9 protein-coding genes are annotated in these 16,458 nt (G+C 45.7%); 3 read left to right on the top strand and 6 right to left on the bottom strand.

The window, feature by feature from the left end; translation table 11 throughout:
- Window positions 1–28 precede the first annotated feature (28 nt).
- Entirely contained in the window at window positions 29–919 is an 891-nt protein-coding gene (locus EZE20_RS03975; RefSeq protein WP_132114718.1) for a lysophospholipid acyltransferase family protein, read from the top strand.
- Between the two features lie 14 nt (window positions 920–933).
- Here EZE20_RS03975 and EZE20_RS03970 read toward each other — a convergent pair whose 3' ends face one another.
- The 3 genes from EZE20_RS03970 to EZE20_RS03960 all read right to left on the bottom strand — a co-directional run bounded on the left by EZE20_RS03970 (window position 934) and on the right by EZE20_RS03960 (window position 5,526).
- Window positions 934–4,221: a CotH kinase family protein gene (locus EZE20_RS03970; RefSeq protein WP_132114716.1), complete on the bottom strand. Its 3,288-nt coding sequence runs from the start codon at window positions 4,219–4,221 to the stop codon at window positions 934–936.
- A gap of 244 nt (window positions 4,222–4,465) precedes the next feature.
- Window positions 4,466–4,870 (bottom strand): hypothetical protein, encoded by a 405-nt coding sequence (locus EZE20_RS03965; RefSeq protein ID WP_132114714.1) that lies wholly within the window; start codon window positions 4,868–4,870, stop codon window positions 4,466–4,468.
- A gap of 59 nt (window positions 4,871–4,929) precedes the next feature.
- Window positions 4,930–5,526 (bottom strand): hypothetical protein, encoded by a 597-nt coding sequence (locus EZE20_RS03960; protein WP_132114712.1) that lies wholly within the window; start codon window positions 5,524–5,526, stop codon window positions 4,930–4,932.
- Window positions 5,527–5,876: 350 nt separating this feature from the next.
- Here EZE20_RS03960 and EZE20_RS03955 point away from each other — a divergent pair, with 350 nt between their 5' ends.
- On the top strand, window positions 5,877–9,092 hold the full coding sequence (locus tag EZE20_RS03955) for a cyclic nucleotide-binding domain-containing protein (RefSeq protein ID WP_132114710.1): 3,216 nt from the start codon (window positions 5,877–5,879) through the stop codon (window positions 9,090–9,092).
- Between the two features lie 9 nt (window positions 9,093–9,101).
- Here EZE20_RS03955 and crtD read toward each other — a convergent pair whose 3' ends face one another.
- On the bottom strand, window positions 9,102–10,592 hold the full coding sequence (gene crtD, locus EZE20_RS03950; protein ID WP_132114708.1) for a 1-hydroxycarotenoid 3,4-desaturase CrtD: 1,491 nt from the start codon (window positions 10,590–10,592) through the stop codon (window positions 9,102–9,104).
- Window positions 10,593–10,607: 15 nt separating this feature from the next.
- On the bottom strand, window positions 10,608–12,071 hold the full coding sequence (locus EZE20_RS03945) for a nicotinate phosphoribosyltransferase (RefSeq protein ID WP_132114706.1): 1,464 nt from the start codon (window positions 12,069–12,071) through the stop codon (window positions 10,608–10,610).
- A gap of 494 nt (window positions 12,072–12,565) precedes the next feature.
- Here EZE20_RS03945 and EZE20_RS03940 point away from each other — a divergent pair, with 494 nt between their 5' ends.
- Window positions 12,566–15,007 (top strand): outer membrane beta-barrel family protein, encoded by a 2,442-nt coding sequence (locus tag EZE20_RS03940; protein ID WP_132114704.1) that lies wholly within the window; start codon window positions 12,566–12,568, stop codon window positions 15,005–15,007.
- Window positions 15,008–15,180: 173 nt separating this feature from the next.
- Here the strand turns inward: EZE20_RS03940 and EZE20_RS03935 are convergent, their stop codons facing one another.
- Entirely contained in the window at window positions 15,181–16,371 is a 1,191-nt protein-coding gene (locus EZE20_RS03935; RefSeq protein ID WP_132114702.1) for a phosphoglycerate kinase, read from the bottom strand.
- Between the last annotated feature and the right edge of the window lie 87 nt (window positions 16,372–16,458).

Below are 16,458 nucleotides of genomic sequence, written 5' to 3'. Positions count from 1 at the left end.
TTGTGTTGTGCAATCTAACCTTTCAGGCATGAAACCTGCCGAAAACAAATTTTACATTCGTCTGCTGAATTCCATCTCCGGGCTTTCGTGGTCGACGCTCTACCGGATTTCTTCCGGCCTCAGTTTTCTGCTGTTTCGGGTGGTTGGCTACCGAAAAAAGGTGATCCTTTCCAATTTAAAAGCAAGTTTCCCGGATAAATCTCCCGCAGAAATACAGGCAATTTCCCGTCAGTTCTTTTTGCATTTTACCGATATAATTCTTGAAACCATCAAATACCGCAGTTGTTCGGCTCAGGAAGTACTCCAACGCATTGAGGGCGACATCGGTTTGGTAGATCGCCTTTTTCAGGAAAAGAAAAATGCCGTCTTTTTGATGGGGCATCGTGGCAACTGGGAATTGGCTAATCTATTTTCGTCCCTACGCTTTTCTCATGAGTGCATTGTGGTGTATAAAACTCTGAGCAACAAGCCTTTTGATGCCTGGTTTCTGGCTTTGCGTACTCGCTTCGGCGCGCGGCTTGTCCCGATGGAACACATTGCCGCTGAGCTACAAAAACCCCGCATAAAACCCTACGTGGTAGTACTGGCAAACGACCAATCTCCTCCACCCGCCACGGCCTACTGGACCACTTTTCTGAATCAGGATACAGGTGTTTTTCGCGGCGTTGAGGTCATTGCCCGACGCAATAATCTGACCGTTTTGTACGCAGACTTTCAACGTATTGAAGAAAAAAGAGGCTTCTACACCGTCACGATTTCTGAAATTGCAGCCGATTGCCGGGAGTTGAAAAAAAATGAAATTCTTGAAAAACAAGTACGATTACTGGAACGCGACATTCGGCAGCAACCGTTCAATTGGCTTTGGAGCCACCGCCGCTGGAAACACGCTCGCCCACAGAAAGAGACTACAATTGCGTAAATTCTATGGTGTAATTACTCTACGGACGTTAATTCCAGCGATCGGTTTAGTTCAAAGTTCAGATGCCCGCTGTTGCTCAATTCCAGGCTTTGCGCCTCCGCATTACCCGCCGAAACCTCCACCACGTGTCCATCACGAATGATTACCGGGTCGCAGGAAGTAGGTATGCGGCCACAGCTCCACGTTGATGCTGCGTGCCAACTGCCGCTCTGTACACTTTGGCACACCGCACGGCTTATTACTATGTCGTCCAGCCTGAGCAGCGCCCGGCTGCCCGAACCACTCCGGTAGTAGTAGCGCCAAAACAACTGTACGTAAGGTCTGTCAAGAGCCGCAGCGGGCAAAGCCACCGGGCCCATTACCTGACTGTGACCGGCAGTCGCATTGCGAACATATTCTACCGGCTGATTCGCACCATCCAGTACATCTACAAACGGGCCGCTCTCACCTATCCGATATTGCAGTCGAAGCGCGTATTCCCGATTATTAGGCTCCACCGTCCCGCCAACCCACTGCACTTTTACTTCTGATTGACCCAACGTAGAAATTCCCAGCAAAGCACCACCTACTTTCCCCATCGGATAGCCGGGATTGAAATTACTTGCGTTATTACTTGTCGTATTGATAAAAGAAACGCCATCGGCCCCCAGCCCATTGACTCGGCTACGGCTTGAATAATCAAATAGGCCTTCCGTAAAACCCTCAATTTCAGCGGTTATCTGCGGATCTTGCTCGTCCATGTACACAAAGCGCATCGACTCAGGATTGGCCGTAGCGGCAGACGCTGCCGACCATTCCCGGAAATAGTAGTTGCAGGTGGCGAGATCAAATGGAACCGGATCATACACAAAATCAGGGTCAGGCTCAAACTCCGCCAACAGGCTTCGGGCCGATGTCAGGCTGAGGGTCAGCAGAGTGTCAGTGCTTAGCACAGCGCCGCCATCTTTCCAGTTTTTGAAACGATAGCCGGCCTTGCCTTTGGCCGTCAGCCGAACGGGTACGCCCTGAAAATACTGTCCCGTCCACGGATAAGCAGCTTCGGAAACGCCGGGAGTGGTGGGCAAAATGTCCAGTGTATTCACCTGAACATAGCCCTGTTCCGTGGAATTGACGTTGACAGTCAGGTTGTGTGTAGCTGACAACCCAAACGTTGAGCGAATATGATCTCGGGCAAAGGCGGGCCTCTGTGCCACAAATGTCAGCATTACTTGTATAGCATTATTCCACTCCGTAACAGATGCGGGTTTTTTCCAGCGGTCAATATGTTCCTGTATTTCGGGTTCAAGAACCGCTTTTTGCGCCAAAATACCATTGGTCATACGATCCGGCAGAAAAGTCGTATTGAGCATATCGGCATACCGCGAGATAAACTGTTCCCGAAAAGTAGCGTTTTCGAGCAGCCGTCGAAAAATAAACGTACGGGCAGGATGCGGATATTGATTGACATCCGCATTTGTGGCAAAGGCCAGGCCGTTGTGCGAGGGGCCGGTTATCATGCCCAAATCAGTATCGTAGAGCATCCACCGCCAGCGTCCATCGTGTCCGTAGGGAGTGTTGGGTTGCACTCCTGTGGTTTTTTTTCGCCAGCATCGGATATTATTCTCAATCCAGTCTGTGTTGCTTATATAAATTCCGGAAATGAAGTAATCGATAAAGTTTTCAATATCAATCCTGTTTTTAATATTCTCATAATCAGCACCCTGAACTCCGGCAATGAGTGCATCTATGGTTTGATTATAATGAGTAATATCGCCTTCATTTACTTCATAATTATTTTCTATCAAATCTACACTGTCAGGATCGACCTGATATTTATTGAATAAATAGTATTTGTCATACCGCTCGCGCAAATTATGAATGCCCCAATACTCTCCATTCATAAGCAGAAGTGAAGGCTTATAACCTTGTGTATCAATCGACAAATGCCTTACCAACTGTTGATAAACGGCATCTTTAAACATAGTTGCGCCCCAATCATTTCCTGAATTTCTCAAAATCAATCGTTTGTGAAAGCCGTTGGACTGACCGGAAAAAAACGGCGCATCAAAATAATCTGCACTGTACAAACGAAGTGTCTTTTGGGGCAAACCTCTGGTAAAACCGCCATGAAGCCGTATCCCAATAGACTGGTTAACAATCACTTCCTGATTTGAATCATCCAAAAATTCTACATTACCGGGAATTTCCCATTCACCGCCACTCCGTTGAAAATTTCCGGGAAAACCCGTTCCCCAGGCAGAGGTAGTTGAGTTGCCCGCTCGCCAGGAATCAAACGTAACCCCGGCATTATACACGCCATTGGTATAATCAAATAGCTTTTGTGGTGGTGTAACCACCGAAACAATCGGCAGACTAAACCGGGCACTCCCTTCTGAATTCACAAGAAATGTATGTGTGACCGAGGGACCGGACAAAAAGCCGGGCTTCACCACTTTGGCCCGCACAACCGTTGCTTTAAAAATCGGTGAAACAGGTATGTAAGTTGGGGTATGATCATAGGTAGACGAATGATTTGCCAGCGAATTCGGCTGAGTGCTACGGTCTTCTACCTGCAATGAATTTTCGTACATATAGGTGCGATAGGTGCTATTCAGAAGCGGTCCGTTTGGTTGACCCGGCACTTGTTCATAGCGGTTTTTATACGAGTAATTTTGAATATTCACATGAGCCGGATCGGGTTCGGAGCCATCCAATGTATAGTAAATCGTAGCTCCCGGTTCCGAAGTTCTGAGTGTCAGAGAGAAAGAGGCTGAATAAAAACCGCCCGTATGCGAGAATTCCGGAGCAGGAAGCAGCCCTTCGTACGCTGTTGATGAAGCATTACTCGTACCCGGCGTGGCGGGAGTCAGAAAAAACCACGACCCTGTAATATCCGGCTGCCGACCCCACGAAATATCCGGTTGTTGCGGGCCAAAGCTGATTTCGTCGAGAAGTGTACTGCCGTCAGGTGCGTATAGTCCTACGTATTCCCCACCCGCCGACAATCCAAAACTCAGATGCGTAGGACCGCGTTCGGGTGTGCTGTTTGCCCATAGAAGTAAGTAACCATTTGCCGAAACACTAACCCCTGCCGGCAGCTGAAATTTCGTAGGCTGATTACTGTTGTCTGTGATGTAATACCCGGACAAATTGATGGTATTTCCGGTCGTATTTCGTAGTTCGATCCAGTCCGAATAGTCTCCGGCGGCATCCGCAATTGTGCGGCTGTTACTCGCCATCAGCTCGTTAATGACGATGGTTTGGGCACGTATACTACTGTAAATCAGAAGTATAAAAATGCTGAGGGTAAATACTTTTTTCATTATAACGGTTGGATAAATTATTAGTGTGAATTAATACTCATAGCTTGATAGTCTAATTTACTATTTAAGTAAGAATTTTTCCTATCAAGTTCTCCTAATTTATCCAACGGCTTTTTATGTGAATTATCCTTCCTTTGAGGATAATTCACATTGTTTTAGAAAAATCAAAAATTAGTATGTTAAAAAAAATATTTTATAACTAATGAGTTATTGACTGTAATTCTTGCAATATTCCAGCAAAAAACTATTGAATTAGTATCGAGTCTCGTACGAAGGTGCCATTCTTTCCTGCAAATTGCAGATAATGCATTCCTTTTTGTGTAGGCTTAAAAGTGTAGATAGTTTCTACCAATAATTCACTTTTTAAACATCGGCATCCCCGGTAGCGAGCGGTAACCGACACCTGATAAGTATTCCCCTGAGCGGTTTGTGTAAAGCGGGCGAATTCTCCACATCCTTCTGTGACGCTAAAATATACCCGGAACTTCTGAGTCTCAGATACCTTACCCGTAGAAGAACCCTTTACACGATAGACCTCGGAGGCAACAAATCGTTCGCAGGTATTCGACGGACGTTGTGCCAGGCTTTGTCCGCTAAAAAAATCACCTGCTACACACAAGTATAGAATCAATAACGGCTTGATACTCATAGCACAATCGGTTAGAAATAGTAAATTAGGTATCCAAAATAAACACACACAAACACCAGTCAAACGCCTGAAAAAGCCATCTCACATTGAAAGAAAGGAGTAATTGAATGTAAAATCATCTGCGAAAAAACCGAGAATTTGCACTCGCAGAGGGTAGTCGTTGCAGGGAATGCCAAAAAAGTAAGTAGTCGAAAAAAACCAAAAATCCCTGAAAAAAAATTTCCATTAAACACTAGTAATCTATTCTTTCGGCGGGACATTTCCTCTTCGAGTACCTGTTTCAGCAGATCAATCAGGGATTTGCGCGCATGCTCCCACTGCTCCCGAAGGCCGGGCGAATGTAGGAAAATGAGTGGCAAAGGTTGAGTGGGAACAAAAAAGAGCTTATTCAAAAGTTCAAGATACGGGCTTTCTGAGCCATAGGTTTTCTGAATATAATCCCGCGTATCAATACATATTTCGAGTGCTTTAAAAACCCATGCGGGCTGAATCATTTCTGATTTCCAAGGCTTTATATTCGACATCATCACATGCGCTTCCAACAAGTGCTGCTGCTCCGTCTGCGCAGGCTCATTCGATATGTTAGGTAGCTCCAAAGCCCTTTCCAATAATCCCTTCAACCGTTCTAAACGAGACCCGACATACTTTACTTTCATACCTTTTGTTGTTAAGGTTTGGTAAGGTGTGGTTTAAAAAAATGTATGATATTTTGTTATACATGCGTAGCGGGTTCATGAGCAAGATATAAATTAATGTAAAGCATACGCTTATTTCATGTATTATTAAAGTATAAATATTTCTAAAATTTACTATTCGGTCAGGAAACTAACCGGATAGCAATCCAGGAATGAAGTCTCTTAGCAGCTTTATCAAATTGGAATAAACCTGAACAGCATAGCCTGCAAAAGAGATCTTTCGCCTCCCAAAAGCTCTAAACACACATTGGCAATTTGAAAAATGAGTGGTTGGTGGTAAATTACCAACTTTTGTAGCCTGACCGCTAGCTATGTTAACTCCTGTTCGATTGAATTTCACGATCCCCAAGCCCGGAGAAAAGTCAAATACCTTGCTCCTTTTCTTCCTTCATAATTTTTTTATCAGCATAGGTACAATCCTGGTGTACGTGTGCGCAACGGTAATGTTGCTGCAAAATAACCCGGATTTCTCGCTACCGCTGGCGTATTTTCTCGCCGCCCTGGGAAGTATGCTGACGGGCAAAATTTATGAATATTACGAGCATCATCTGCCACTCAAAAAGCTGGTACGAAGCTTAATGCTTGTCAGTGTGGGTTTACTTTTGGTACTTTCCATGGGCCTGTATGTGCTTCCGCCACTCGTCATCTCGGTAGCATTGATGGTGGGTTACAGGGCTTTGTATCTTCTTTCGGGGCTGGAATTCTGGGGCTTGTCGGCCCTGGTATTTGACGTGCGTCAAAGCAAGCGTATTTTTGGGATTATTGGCTCCGGCGACCTGCCCGCCAAGGCAATTGGTGCTTTACTGGCCGTACTGATTCATTCTTCGTACTCGCTGTATATTCTCCTTTGGATTGCCTGCATCGCATTTTTACTGGCATATGTCATGCAAACGCTTACCTTCCGATTTACCGCAATTCCCGATCATCATCAGCGGGTTACACCGGGTATGCGTGCTCCTCAACCCGAACTGATCAACCGGTTATTTGGCGGAAGTTGGCTGGTATTTTCGTTGTGTGCAGGGTTGGTTTTTGTTTCTGCCTCGGCCCTATTCATTGAATACAGCTTTTTCTTTAATGTTAAGCACAAATACCATCATCAGGACGATGTCATGCAGTATATTGGCTATCTGCTTTGCATTACGTTTGGGATTGCTACGCTGATTAAACTCCTGCTTTCCAGCCGCGTCATTGACCGTTTTGGTTTGCGCATCGTGTTGCTTGTGCTGCCAGTTCTTACACTTGCCGGCTCCGTAGCCCTCTATTCTTTTTCCTTTCTAACCACCGATGAAGTCATCTTGCTCAACATGTTCAGCGGGCTGTATCTTGCCTTTGAGATTATCCGAAAAACAACCTTTGACCCCGTTTTTCTGGTAATGTTTCAGCCCTTGTTTTTGCAGCAGCGACTCAAAGCGCATACCCTGGCCAAAGGTTTTTATGAGCCGTTGGGCATGGCTTTCACAGGACTTATTGGTCTGATTGCCTACTTCAATCACATTCACCTGGAAGCAGGTTCTTTTTTGATTATCGGAGGTTTTGTTTTGCTGGGATTACTTTTTCTGGTAAAAGCCTACGGACATTACCTACATGAACTTAAAGATGCGCTCAGCAAACGATTCCTGAATGAAAATGACCTCGTGGTGGAGCAGGATACGGTGGAGCTTTTGTTCAAAAATCTCCATAGCGACACCCCGAGCGATGTACTCTTTTCGCTGGATTGGATTTTTACCAATCAGCCCGAAAAGCTTGTCAGTCAGTACAATAGACTACTCTCTCACCCGTCAGCGATGGTTCGACAGCAAACGCTGCGTGGCTTATTGCAGCGTCAGGATTCGTATGACCCTGCAAAACTATTTGCACTCACACAACTGGAACCCGAACCTGTGAATCGGACGCTTGCCGCCCAAATTGCCTGCCAAAATCCGAACATTTCGGAAGACCTCGTTCTGGATTTTCTACATGCTGCGGATTTGGCAACGGTTCAAGGCAGTATCACGGGCTGCCGGGCCAAGGGGCGCTTTGACGCACAGAGTCAAAAAACTCTTGCTTATCTTACCTCCTCTGCTTACCCCGAAGATATTCTTACTGCTCTGAATGTTGTGCAGGATTTGGCCGATGCCGCCTACACTCCCTTTGTCCTGAAATGTCTGCAAAACTCTGATAACGAAATAGTTTCCAAAGCAATTGACGTAGCCTCACGCTTGCCATCAGAACCTTTCCTACCGGATTTGTTTTCTTTGGCAGATCATCGCACCCACGGCAAATCAGCCGTTTTCGGGTTGCTTTACGCGGGTGCGGCGGGAGAAATATACCTGCAAAAATTACTTTCAACGGGCCAAAGTCGTTTGATCTATTTCATTACTGTGGCCTGTGAGCGTTTGGCTTCGCCGGATTCTTACCGACTTTTAAATCAGCTAATTCATCATGAAAGCCTGACTCTTCGTAGTCCGGCCCTGAAATCACTGACCCGGCTTGAACCATCATCAGAAGTTTCTGCCGGACTTTCTACACTGGTTCAGCAGGAATTTGAACATATCTATGTACTTCTGGAAGGTATGAAATCTTCCTATTCGACAGACTTTTCGGCAAGCATTTCCTTTGAAATCAACGAAAGTATTCGCCGAATCTTCCATTTGTTTATGTTGAAATATGACGCAAAAATGGTAGAAAATGCCATGCTGCATGTGGAGCATGCATCGCGCGAAAAGCGAGCCAATGCCATTGAAATTCTTGATAATGTTATTCCCCGAAACGAATACCTTGCTTTACATGCCCTGTTGGAAGAAAAAGATCCCGAAAAAAAGCAGGCGATTTTGTTCAAGACACTAGGCAAAACGTTTCAGCCGCCGTCGCTATTTACCTATATTATTCAGCAGGGCGAAGCACGGTTTAGTCCGTGGACAGTTGCGTTGTCGCTCCGGGATTTTCCTGAAACAGGACGTTTACAGGCACTTTTGGCGTCCTATATGCAACATCCAGATGCGCTTATCCGGGACGCTTGTCAGGTACGTATGAACGCGCTTTTACCAAATGACAATCAATCCATCAATCCTATGCACGAAATTGAACGCTCGGCAGCGGCGGTATCGCCCCTTGAAAAAGTAATGGATTTAAAAAGAACGGAGCTTTTTGAAAATACACCCGAAAATGTATTATCTGCGCTTGTGCCTATTGTTCAGGAGCAGCTTTGTGTGTCGGGAGAGGTACTTTTTGAAAAAGACGAACTAGGAACCTGTATGTATGTCATCTATTCGGGTACAGTTGACATTTTGGATGGTTCTACACGGTTGGCACAATTTGGCAAAAACGACATTTTTGGAGAACTCGCCCTGCTCGATGCCGAGGCCCGCTCAGCATCTGCGGTCGTAACCTCCGATGCGCTTCTTTTGAAGATTGATCAGGAAGATTTTTACGATTTGATGGAAGAGCGGACGGAATTACTAAAAAGTGTTCTGAGTATTTTATGTAAAAGAATCCGGCGACAGAATACCCGTTTGCGGGAGGTTGAAAAAACTGTGGCCACGAAGTAGTAAGGCCCGTCAGGCCGGAATCATATCCGTTGCGATTTTTGCTGACAACAGGCACAGCGGCACCCCGCCGCCGGGATGAACGCTTCCTCCTACAAAAAACAGATTGGGAAATTGCGACGAAAAATTGGCGTGCCGCAAAAAAGCCGCAAACCGATTGTTGGAACTATTGCCGTACAATGCTCCCTGCGAGCTCGACGTGCGGCTTTCGATCAGGCGGGGATCCAGCAGATCTTCCGTTTCAAGTAGCGCTTCAATATTTTCACCCAGGTGACGGCTCAGTTTTTCCAGGATATTTTTGCGGGTCGTGGCAATGAGTTCCTCCCAGTTTTGTCCGTCGTTTGCGGGTGCATTTACCATCACAAACCAGTTTTCACCACCATCCGGCGCATCGGCTTTTTCATATTTTGAAGTAATGTTGATGTAAACCGTTGGATCGTCGTGAATGGTTTTTTGCTTAAAAAGTGTGGCAAATTCAGCGGCATAATCCTGACTAAAAAAAATATTATGCAGGCCCAGCTCAGGAAATTCCTTTTTAATTCCCCAATAAAAAATCAAGGCTGAACTTGACTTTGGCTGCCGCAAAATTCGTTCGGGCTGCTTTGCTTCGGGCAATAGTTTACGGAAGGTATTGACTACATCCATATTGCTAACGACCACATCAAAAGGAATAGAATTCCCGGCCACCTGTATGCCCGAAATTTGGCCCGCCTGCGTCAGAATTTTCTCTACCGGGCTGTTTAGATGAATCCGCACGCCCAGTTCTTCGGCTAAGGTTACGAGGCTATTGGTAATTGATACCATTCCACCTTTTGGAAAAAAAGCGCCAATGTTGTACTCCAAATGTGGGATAATATTCATCGTGGCGGGAGTCTGATACGGGTCGGAACCATTGTAGGTAGCATAGCGATTAAATAGCTGCACCACCCGCGGATCCTGAAAACGAGTGGCGTTTGCACGGTTCATCGTTTGAAACGCATCAAGTTTGTGTAGATTTAAATAGCCTTTTAATGCATCCTTATTAAAATAGGTAGCAAGTCGATGGAGTGAACGATGCAGGAATAGCTTTTCGGTAACATCATATTTTTTGGCACTATCCTGCAAATGCGCCAGCACATGTGCCGCCGGTTCGCCGAGGTGTTTTTCGATAGTTTTTGCCAAACGTTCGGGCGTAGAATCAGCCGTAAAACGGGTGCCGTCTTCGTAGAAGTACCGGCAGGTTTCGGGCAATTTCTGATACGTAAAATAATCGGCAGGATTTTTCCCGGCCACTTCAAAAAGTTCATCCACAAGCGCAGGCAAGGTGAACAGCGAAGGGCCGGCATCGAAGCGGTAGCCGTTGTGCTTTATTTCCGAAAGTTTTCCTCCCGGATACGGATTCCCTTCGTATACATCTACGCTATACCCTTTGACTGCCAGCCGAATAGCCGTCGCCAAACCGCCGATACCTGCGCCAACAATACCTGCTCTTTTCTGTTCGGACTTCTGATTCTTTGTTTTCATCGTAATCAATCAAACTCATTTTGCTTCTCTAAGTTTCAAAATAAGCTCGGTTTTCAAGTCAAATAACTTCGCTTCGAGGCCAACGGGATAGGTATGCGGATTGACCAATCGCTTGATACCGGGGTGTAGATTTGCCAATTGCTGCTGCACACGCGCCCGTACTTCGTGGATAGATGGTGAGGTGTAGCAGGGAATTCCCTGTTTAAAAATAGGTTGTAACAAATCTTCCCACGCAAAGCTGCTGTCAAACTGCCGTTGCCGCGTAAAATCATAAGGGTCAATCATCGTAGCAGAACTTTCGGGCATATTTTCCTGATTATAAATCATATCGGCTACAAAACCGTTAGCGTCGAAGTAGCGCCGGACCTGCTGAATTCCCGGCGTTGATATTTTTAGAGTTTGTTCCGAAAGTTTGAGGGTATAGTACCAGGAACCGTCAGGCTGCCGGATTGCCGCCAATTTAAACACTCCACCCAAAGCCGGCTGATCAAAGGCGGTGACAAGCTTGGTGCCCACACCCCACACATTAATCTTTGCACCCTGCAGTTTCAGACTTTGAATAATGTACTCATCCAGGTCGTTGCTTGCGACGATAGCCGTTTGGTCAAATCCGGCAGCGTCAAGTAGTTGACGGGCTTCTATACTCAGGTAGGCCAAATCGCCCGAGTCCAGCCGGATTCCCGCCAAATCGTGGCCTCTTTTCCGGAGTTCATTTCCAACCAAAATCGCATGTTTTATTCCCTGAATCGTATTGTAGGTATCTACCAAAAGTGTGGTGTTGGCTGGTAGATATTGGGCATACGTTTGGAATGCTTCAAGCTCAGAGTCAAACGACATGACCCAACTGTGGGCATGCGTGCCCTTGACGGGAATACCGTATCGTTTGCCGGCCGATACATTGGAGGTAGCGTCAAAACCACCAACGTAGGCCGCCCGACTTGCGGTCATGCCGCCGTCGGGGCCCTGCGCACGGCGAAGGCCAAACTCCAACAGCGAATCCTGCGGCGCTACCAACCGCATGCGTGCTGCCTTGGTAGCTACAAGTGATTCAAAATTCAAAAGGTTCAGGAGCGGAGTTTCCAGCAATTGGCATTGCAAAATAGGTCCCCGAATGCGTAGCATCGGTTCGTTGGGAAACACCACCGTTCCTTCCGGAACTGCCTCTATGTCGCACTGAAACGACATGTTTTGTAGATACACCAAAAAATCTTTGTCAAACAAAGGCTGTCCGTCACTACCCGTTAATGTACCCAAATAGTCCAAATCCGAATCCTGAAAAGTATACGAATTTAAGTATTCAATTACGCTGCTCAGGCCACAGGCAATAGTAAAACCACCACCAAAGGGATGTTTTCTGAAATATAGATTAAAGACGGCCTCTTGCTCCGCTTTTCCTGCTTTCCAGTAGCCGTAGGCCATAGTAAATTGGTACAAATCGGTAAGCAGGCTGTCGGAGATTTCGTGAGTTGGGTTTATCATTTCAGAGAAGTTGGAAAATATTAGTCCAAATTAAATAATATAAATTACTAATAATCAATTAGTTGACAAATAAAGAGCGCTGAAAAATCATGTTGTAAACATGCATCTCTGATCTTGATTCTTAAAAAATACAACATTACAAAAAATCCTGACGGCTCCTTCCTGCGTGGCAATACTTTTCAAAAGAGAGGGATGAAAAAAAATTTAAGGAGATAGTTCCGAACTAATAAGTCATTTAAGCAACCATTCATTACTTATTTTATTCCTTCCAAAATAAATTTCTGTCCCCGTGCAACTTTATGTATTCTCTTTACATCTATACCACCGAAGCGCCCTTCTTCCCTCCTGGCAAACTTAGTCAGCTGTATTCCACTCATACACCTAAAATACCATTTATGTATTAAAAGGTTCTAGGTTATACACACTACCTAACTTTGTTTCAAAATTAAGACTCGGAACAAAATTCCAGTCGATACGATAACCAACTATTAGCCATGAAATTTTTTACATCTTTGGTAGCTTCACTGCTACTAATCACACCCTTGCTATGGGCTCAGAGCGCCAACAAAGGGAAAGTATCGGGCTCCGTGCTTGATGCAAAACAGGAAGCATTTCCTTTTGTAAATGTACTTCTGCTCAAAGCCAAAGACTCGACGCTTGCCAAAGGCATGACTACGGACACCGAAGGCCGTTTTGCCTTTGAACAGGTGGAAGCAGGTCGCTACCTGACGCTCGTGTCGATGGTGGGCTATACAAAGGTTTACAGTCAGCCTTTTGTAGTTGCCAATTCTGACGTACAGCTATCGACCGTTACCCTTTCAACCAGTGCGGAAGTGCTTAACGAAGTAACCGTAGTTGCCAAAAAACCGTTTATTGAGCAACAGATCGACCGCACGGTTGTGAATGTCGAAAACAGCATTGTATCAGCAGGCGCCACAGCTCTTGAAGTACTGGAACGCTCACCCGGTGTGGTGGTTGACCAGCAAAACGACCGTTTGCAACTACGCGGTAAAGAAGGGGTAATTGTGCAAATTGATGGCAAACAAACCTTCCTTTCACAGACCGAACTGATGAATTTGCTTCGCAATACACCCAGCGATAACATTGAGAAAATTGAGCTGATTACCAATCCTTCGGCGAAGTACGATGCCGTAGGAAACTCGGGGATTATCAATATCAAATTCAAACGGAATCAGAACTTTGGCACCAATGGAAACCTCACCCTTGGCGCGGGCTACAACCGTTACGGTCGAGGCAATGGATCGCTTTCGCTCAATCATCGCCACGGGAAAATCAGTGCCTTTGGCAATGCCAGTGTGTTTGCAGGTGGAGGTTTCAATACCACGGAACTCTACCGTACAATCCCGTTTGAAGGCAATGTGACCATTTTTGACCAATTCAGTGATCGCCGCTGGGAAGCTGAAAATTATAGCATTCGGGCCGGATTGGATTATAGCATTACCAAAAAAACGACAGTAGGCGTATTGGTTTCGGCATTTAAAAATAAATGGGAAACACCTTCCGGAGTGAATAACAACCGAATTCTGAATGGCGATTTGAGCCTGCGCCAAACCTTTACGACCCTTACCGAAAGTGGCGAAAATATGCAAAATGCTTCGGCCAATATCAACCTGAAACATCAGTTCAATGAGAATGGGAAAGAATTGACCGCCGATGCGGACTATGTACAATACGATGGCCGGAACTTCAATAATCTGGATACCAGGTACTTCAATCCTTCGGGCGAAATGGAAGGCCTGCCCGATATGGTACGCAACCGTATGCCCAGCCACATCAAAATTGGGGTAGCCAAAGTAGATTATACTCAACCGCTAGGCAAGGGGAAATTTGAAACCGGACTGAAAACCAGCTTTGTAGCTTCGGACAACAACATGACCTTTGAAGTGATGCAGGATGAGTGGGTAGTAGATCCAAACCGAACCAATGAATTTAAATATACAGAAAATATCAACGCCGCTTACGTAAATTACGGCGGCAAACTCGGAACCAAAACGCAGTATCAGCTGGGTGTTCGGGCGGAGCATACCCACTCTATCGGAAACTCCGTGACGCTGAATGACGTTCGGGATCGAAACTACCTGAATTTATTCCCGAGCATATTCATTTCCAGACAGTTAGATAGCAGCAACGTCCTCAATCTTTCGTACAGCCGCCGCATTGACCGCCCGGATTATCAATCGCTCAATCCATTTGAATTTTATCTGGATCCGTACACGTTTCAGCGCGGAAATCCCAACCTGCGCCCGCAGTATACCAATTCGTTTCAGCTGACGCACGTGTACAAAAGCTTTCTGAACACAAGCATCTCGTACAGCCGCATCAACGACTTGATTGCCAGGGAAGTACCAAAGCAGATTGCCGCGGAAAACAAAACTTTCGTAACGACCGAAAACCTGGACAATCAGGATAATCTGAACGTGACGATTTCGGCACCGATTCCGGTCGCTAAGTGGTGGAACATTCAGATGAACCTGACCGGAACCTACAATCGATACAAGACATTTTATCTGGACGATATTTTTGAAATTGAGCAAATTACCTGGAACGTATTTGCAAATAATCAATTTCAACTTCCCAAAGGCTGGTCGGCAGAGCTATCGGGCTGGTACAACAGCCGTTCGGTTTACGGCTTTTTTGTGGCGCAGCCGCAAGGCATGATTAGTGCCGGACTACAAAAAAATGTACTGGATAAAAAAGGAACAATTCGTCTGAATGTGAACGACATTTTCTGGACCAACAAATTTCGGGGAAGTACCGAATATAAAGATATAAATTTTACCATTCGCTCAACGTGGCCGAGCCGTCAGGTACGGGTAACGTTCACCTATCGTTTTGGAAATCAGAACGTTAAAGGCGCTCGTCAACGCAACACCGGTGCTGATGAGTTACAACAGCGAGTAAAAACGAATGGTTAGAATTCAGGACGCTAATTCTTATACGATTAGTTTAGGTTAAGAAAGTGGAAATCCATCCCTCATTGAGGGGTGGGTTTTTTGTTTTTCAGGGACAAAAAAAAGGTGAAAAACTCATTTGAGCCTTCCACCTTTTTCAATTCTTATATCTTTTTTCTTTTTTCTTACATAAAATTCTATGCGTCAAGAGCAGCTACTCCGGGCAAAATTTTACCTTCCATGTATTCCAGCAAAGCACCGCCGCCGGTTGACACGTAGCTGACGCGGTCGCCGTAGCCTGCATTATTTACCGCTGAGGCCGAGTCGCCACCGCCAATGAGCGAGAAGGCATCGTTTTCTTCGGTGGCTTTCACTACTACTTTCGCAATGGCATCTGTACCGATGGCAAAGTTCGGGAATTCAAAAACACCCATTGGCCCATTCCACAAAATGGTTTTGGATTTAGAAACGATATCGGAGAACAAAGCGACAGTTTCGGGACCAATGTCAAGTCCTTCCCAACCGTCCGGAATTTGTCCGGCCTTAACCGTTTGGCGGGCAGCGTCGTTGCTGAAATCATCAGCAATGACGGTATCAACGGGCAAAATCAGGTTTACACCTTTGCTTTTGGCTTTTTCGATCAGTTCGAGCGTCAGTTCCTGCTTGTCGGCTTCCAGCAAAGATTTTCCGATTTGGCCACCCTGCGCTTTTGAAAATGTATAGGACATGCCGCCGCCGATGATGAGATTATCGACCGTATCGAGCAGTCGCTCGATGATGAGCATTTTGTCCGAAATTTTGGCTCCTCCCATGATAGCTGTAAACGGACGTTCGGCATGTTCGAGCAGGCGCTGTGCGTTGTCGATTTCTGCCTGCATCACATAACCACATACTTTATCCGTAAAAAACTGACCGATGATGGCTGTGGAAGCATGTGCCCGGTGAGCAGTGCCGAAGGCGTCCATTACCCACACATCGCCCAATTTGGAAAGTTTTTCAGCAAATTCTACGTTTCCTTTTTCTTCTTCTTTATAAAAACGCAGGTTTTCGAGGAGCAAAATTTCACCCGGTTGCAGGCTTGCTGCCAGCTCAGTGGCTTGCTCGCCGATGCAATCAGAAGCAAATTTTACTGGCCGACCAAAAATCAGGGAAAGAGGATTTACAAGATGTTTCAGCGAATATTTTTCGGTGGGGCCATCTTTTGGCCGTCCCAAATGAGACATCAGTATACAAGCTCCTCCACTAGTAAGTATTTTTGTAATCGTGGGGATCGTGGCCTTGATGCGCGTATCGTCCGTAATTTCAAACTTCTCGTTTAGAGGTACATTAAAATCAACACGAACCAGGGCTTTTTTCCCGGAAAAATCATACGTATCTAGTGTCTTCATAAGGTATTTAAGATTTTTTTAGCTGAAAACAAATGTAATCCAATTCTTAACAAAATACTAGATAATCAATAGTATATTGGCATTTTA

Origin of the sequence: Arundinibacter roseus (assembly GCF_004348825.1) — a bacterium.
Lineage (GTDB): Bacteria > Bacteroidota > Bacteroidia > Cytophagales > Spirosomataceae > Arundinibacter > Arundinibacter roseus.
The sequence above is the reverse complement of the archived record's forward strand: the minus strand, read 5'-3'. Positions and strand labels throughout refer to the sequence as shown.

What these genes read in the sequence shown, in the direction of transcription:
- EZE20_RS03975 (WP_132114718.1), top strand. Translation starts at nt 29, where the DNA reads ATGAAACCTGCCGAAAACAAATTTTACATTCGTCTGCTGAATTCCATC.
- EZE20_RS03970 (WP_132114716.1), bottom strand. Translation starts at nt 4,221, where the DNA reads ATGAAAAAAGTATTTACCCTCAGCATTTTTATACTTCTGATTTACAGT.
- EZE20_RS03965 (WP_132114714.1), bottom strand. Translation starts at nt 4,870, where the DNA reads ATGAGTATCAAGCCGTTATTGATTCTATACTTGTGTGTAGCAGGTGAT.
- EZE20_RS03960 (WP_132114712.1), bottom strand. Translation starts at nt 5,526, where the DNA reads ATGAAAGTAAAGTATGTCGGGTCTCGTTTAGAACGGTTGAAGGGATTA.
- EZE20_RS03955 (WP_132114710.1), top strand. Translation starts at nt 5,877, where the DNA reads ATGTTAACTCCTGTTCGATTGAATTTCACGATCCCCAAGCCCGGAGAA.
- crtD (WP_132114708.1), bottom strand. Translation starts at nt 10,592, where the DNA reads ATGAAAACAAAGAATCAGAAGTCCGAACAGAAAAGAGCAGGTATTGTT.
- EZE20_RS03945 (WP_132114706.1), bottom strand. Translation starts at nt 12,071, where the DNA reads ATGATAAACCCAACTCACGAAATCTCCGACAGCCTGCTTACCGATTTG.
- EZE20_RS03940 (WP_132114704.1), top strand. Translation starts at nt 12,566, where the DNA reads ATGAAATTTTTTACATCTTTGGTAGCTTCACTGCTACTAATCACACCC.
- EZE20_RS03935 (WP_132114702.1), bottom strand. Translation starts at nt 16,371, where the DNA reads ATGAAGACACTAGATACGTATGATTTTTCCGGGAAAAAAGCCCTGGTT.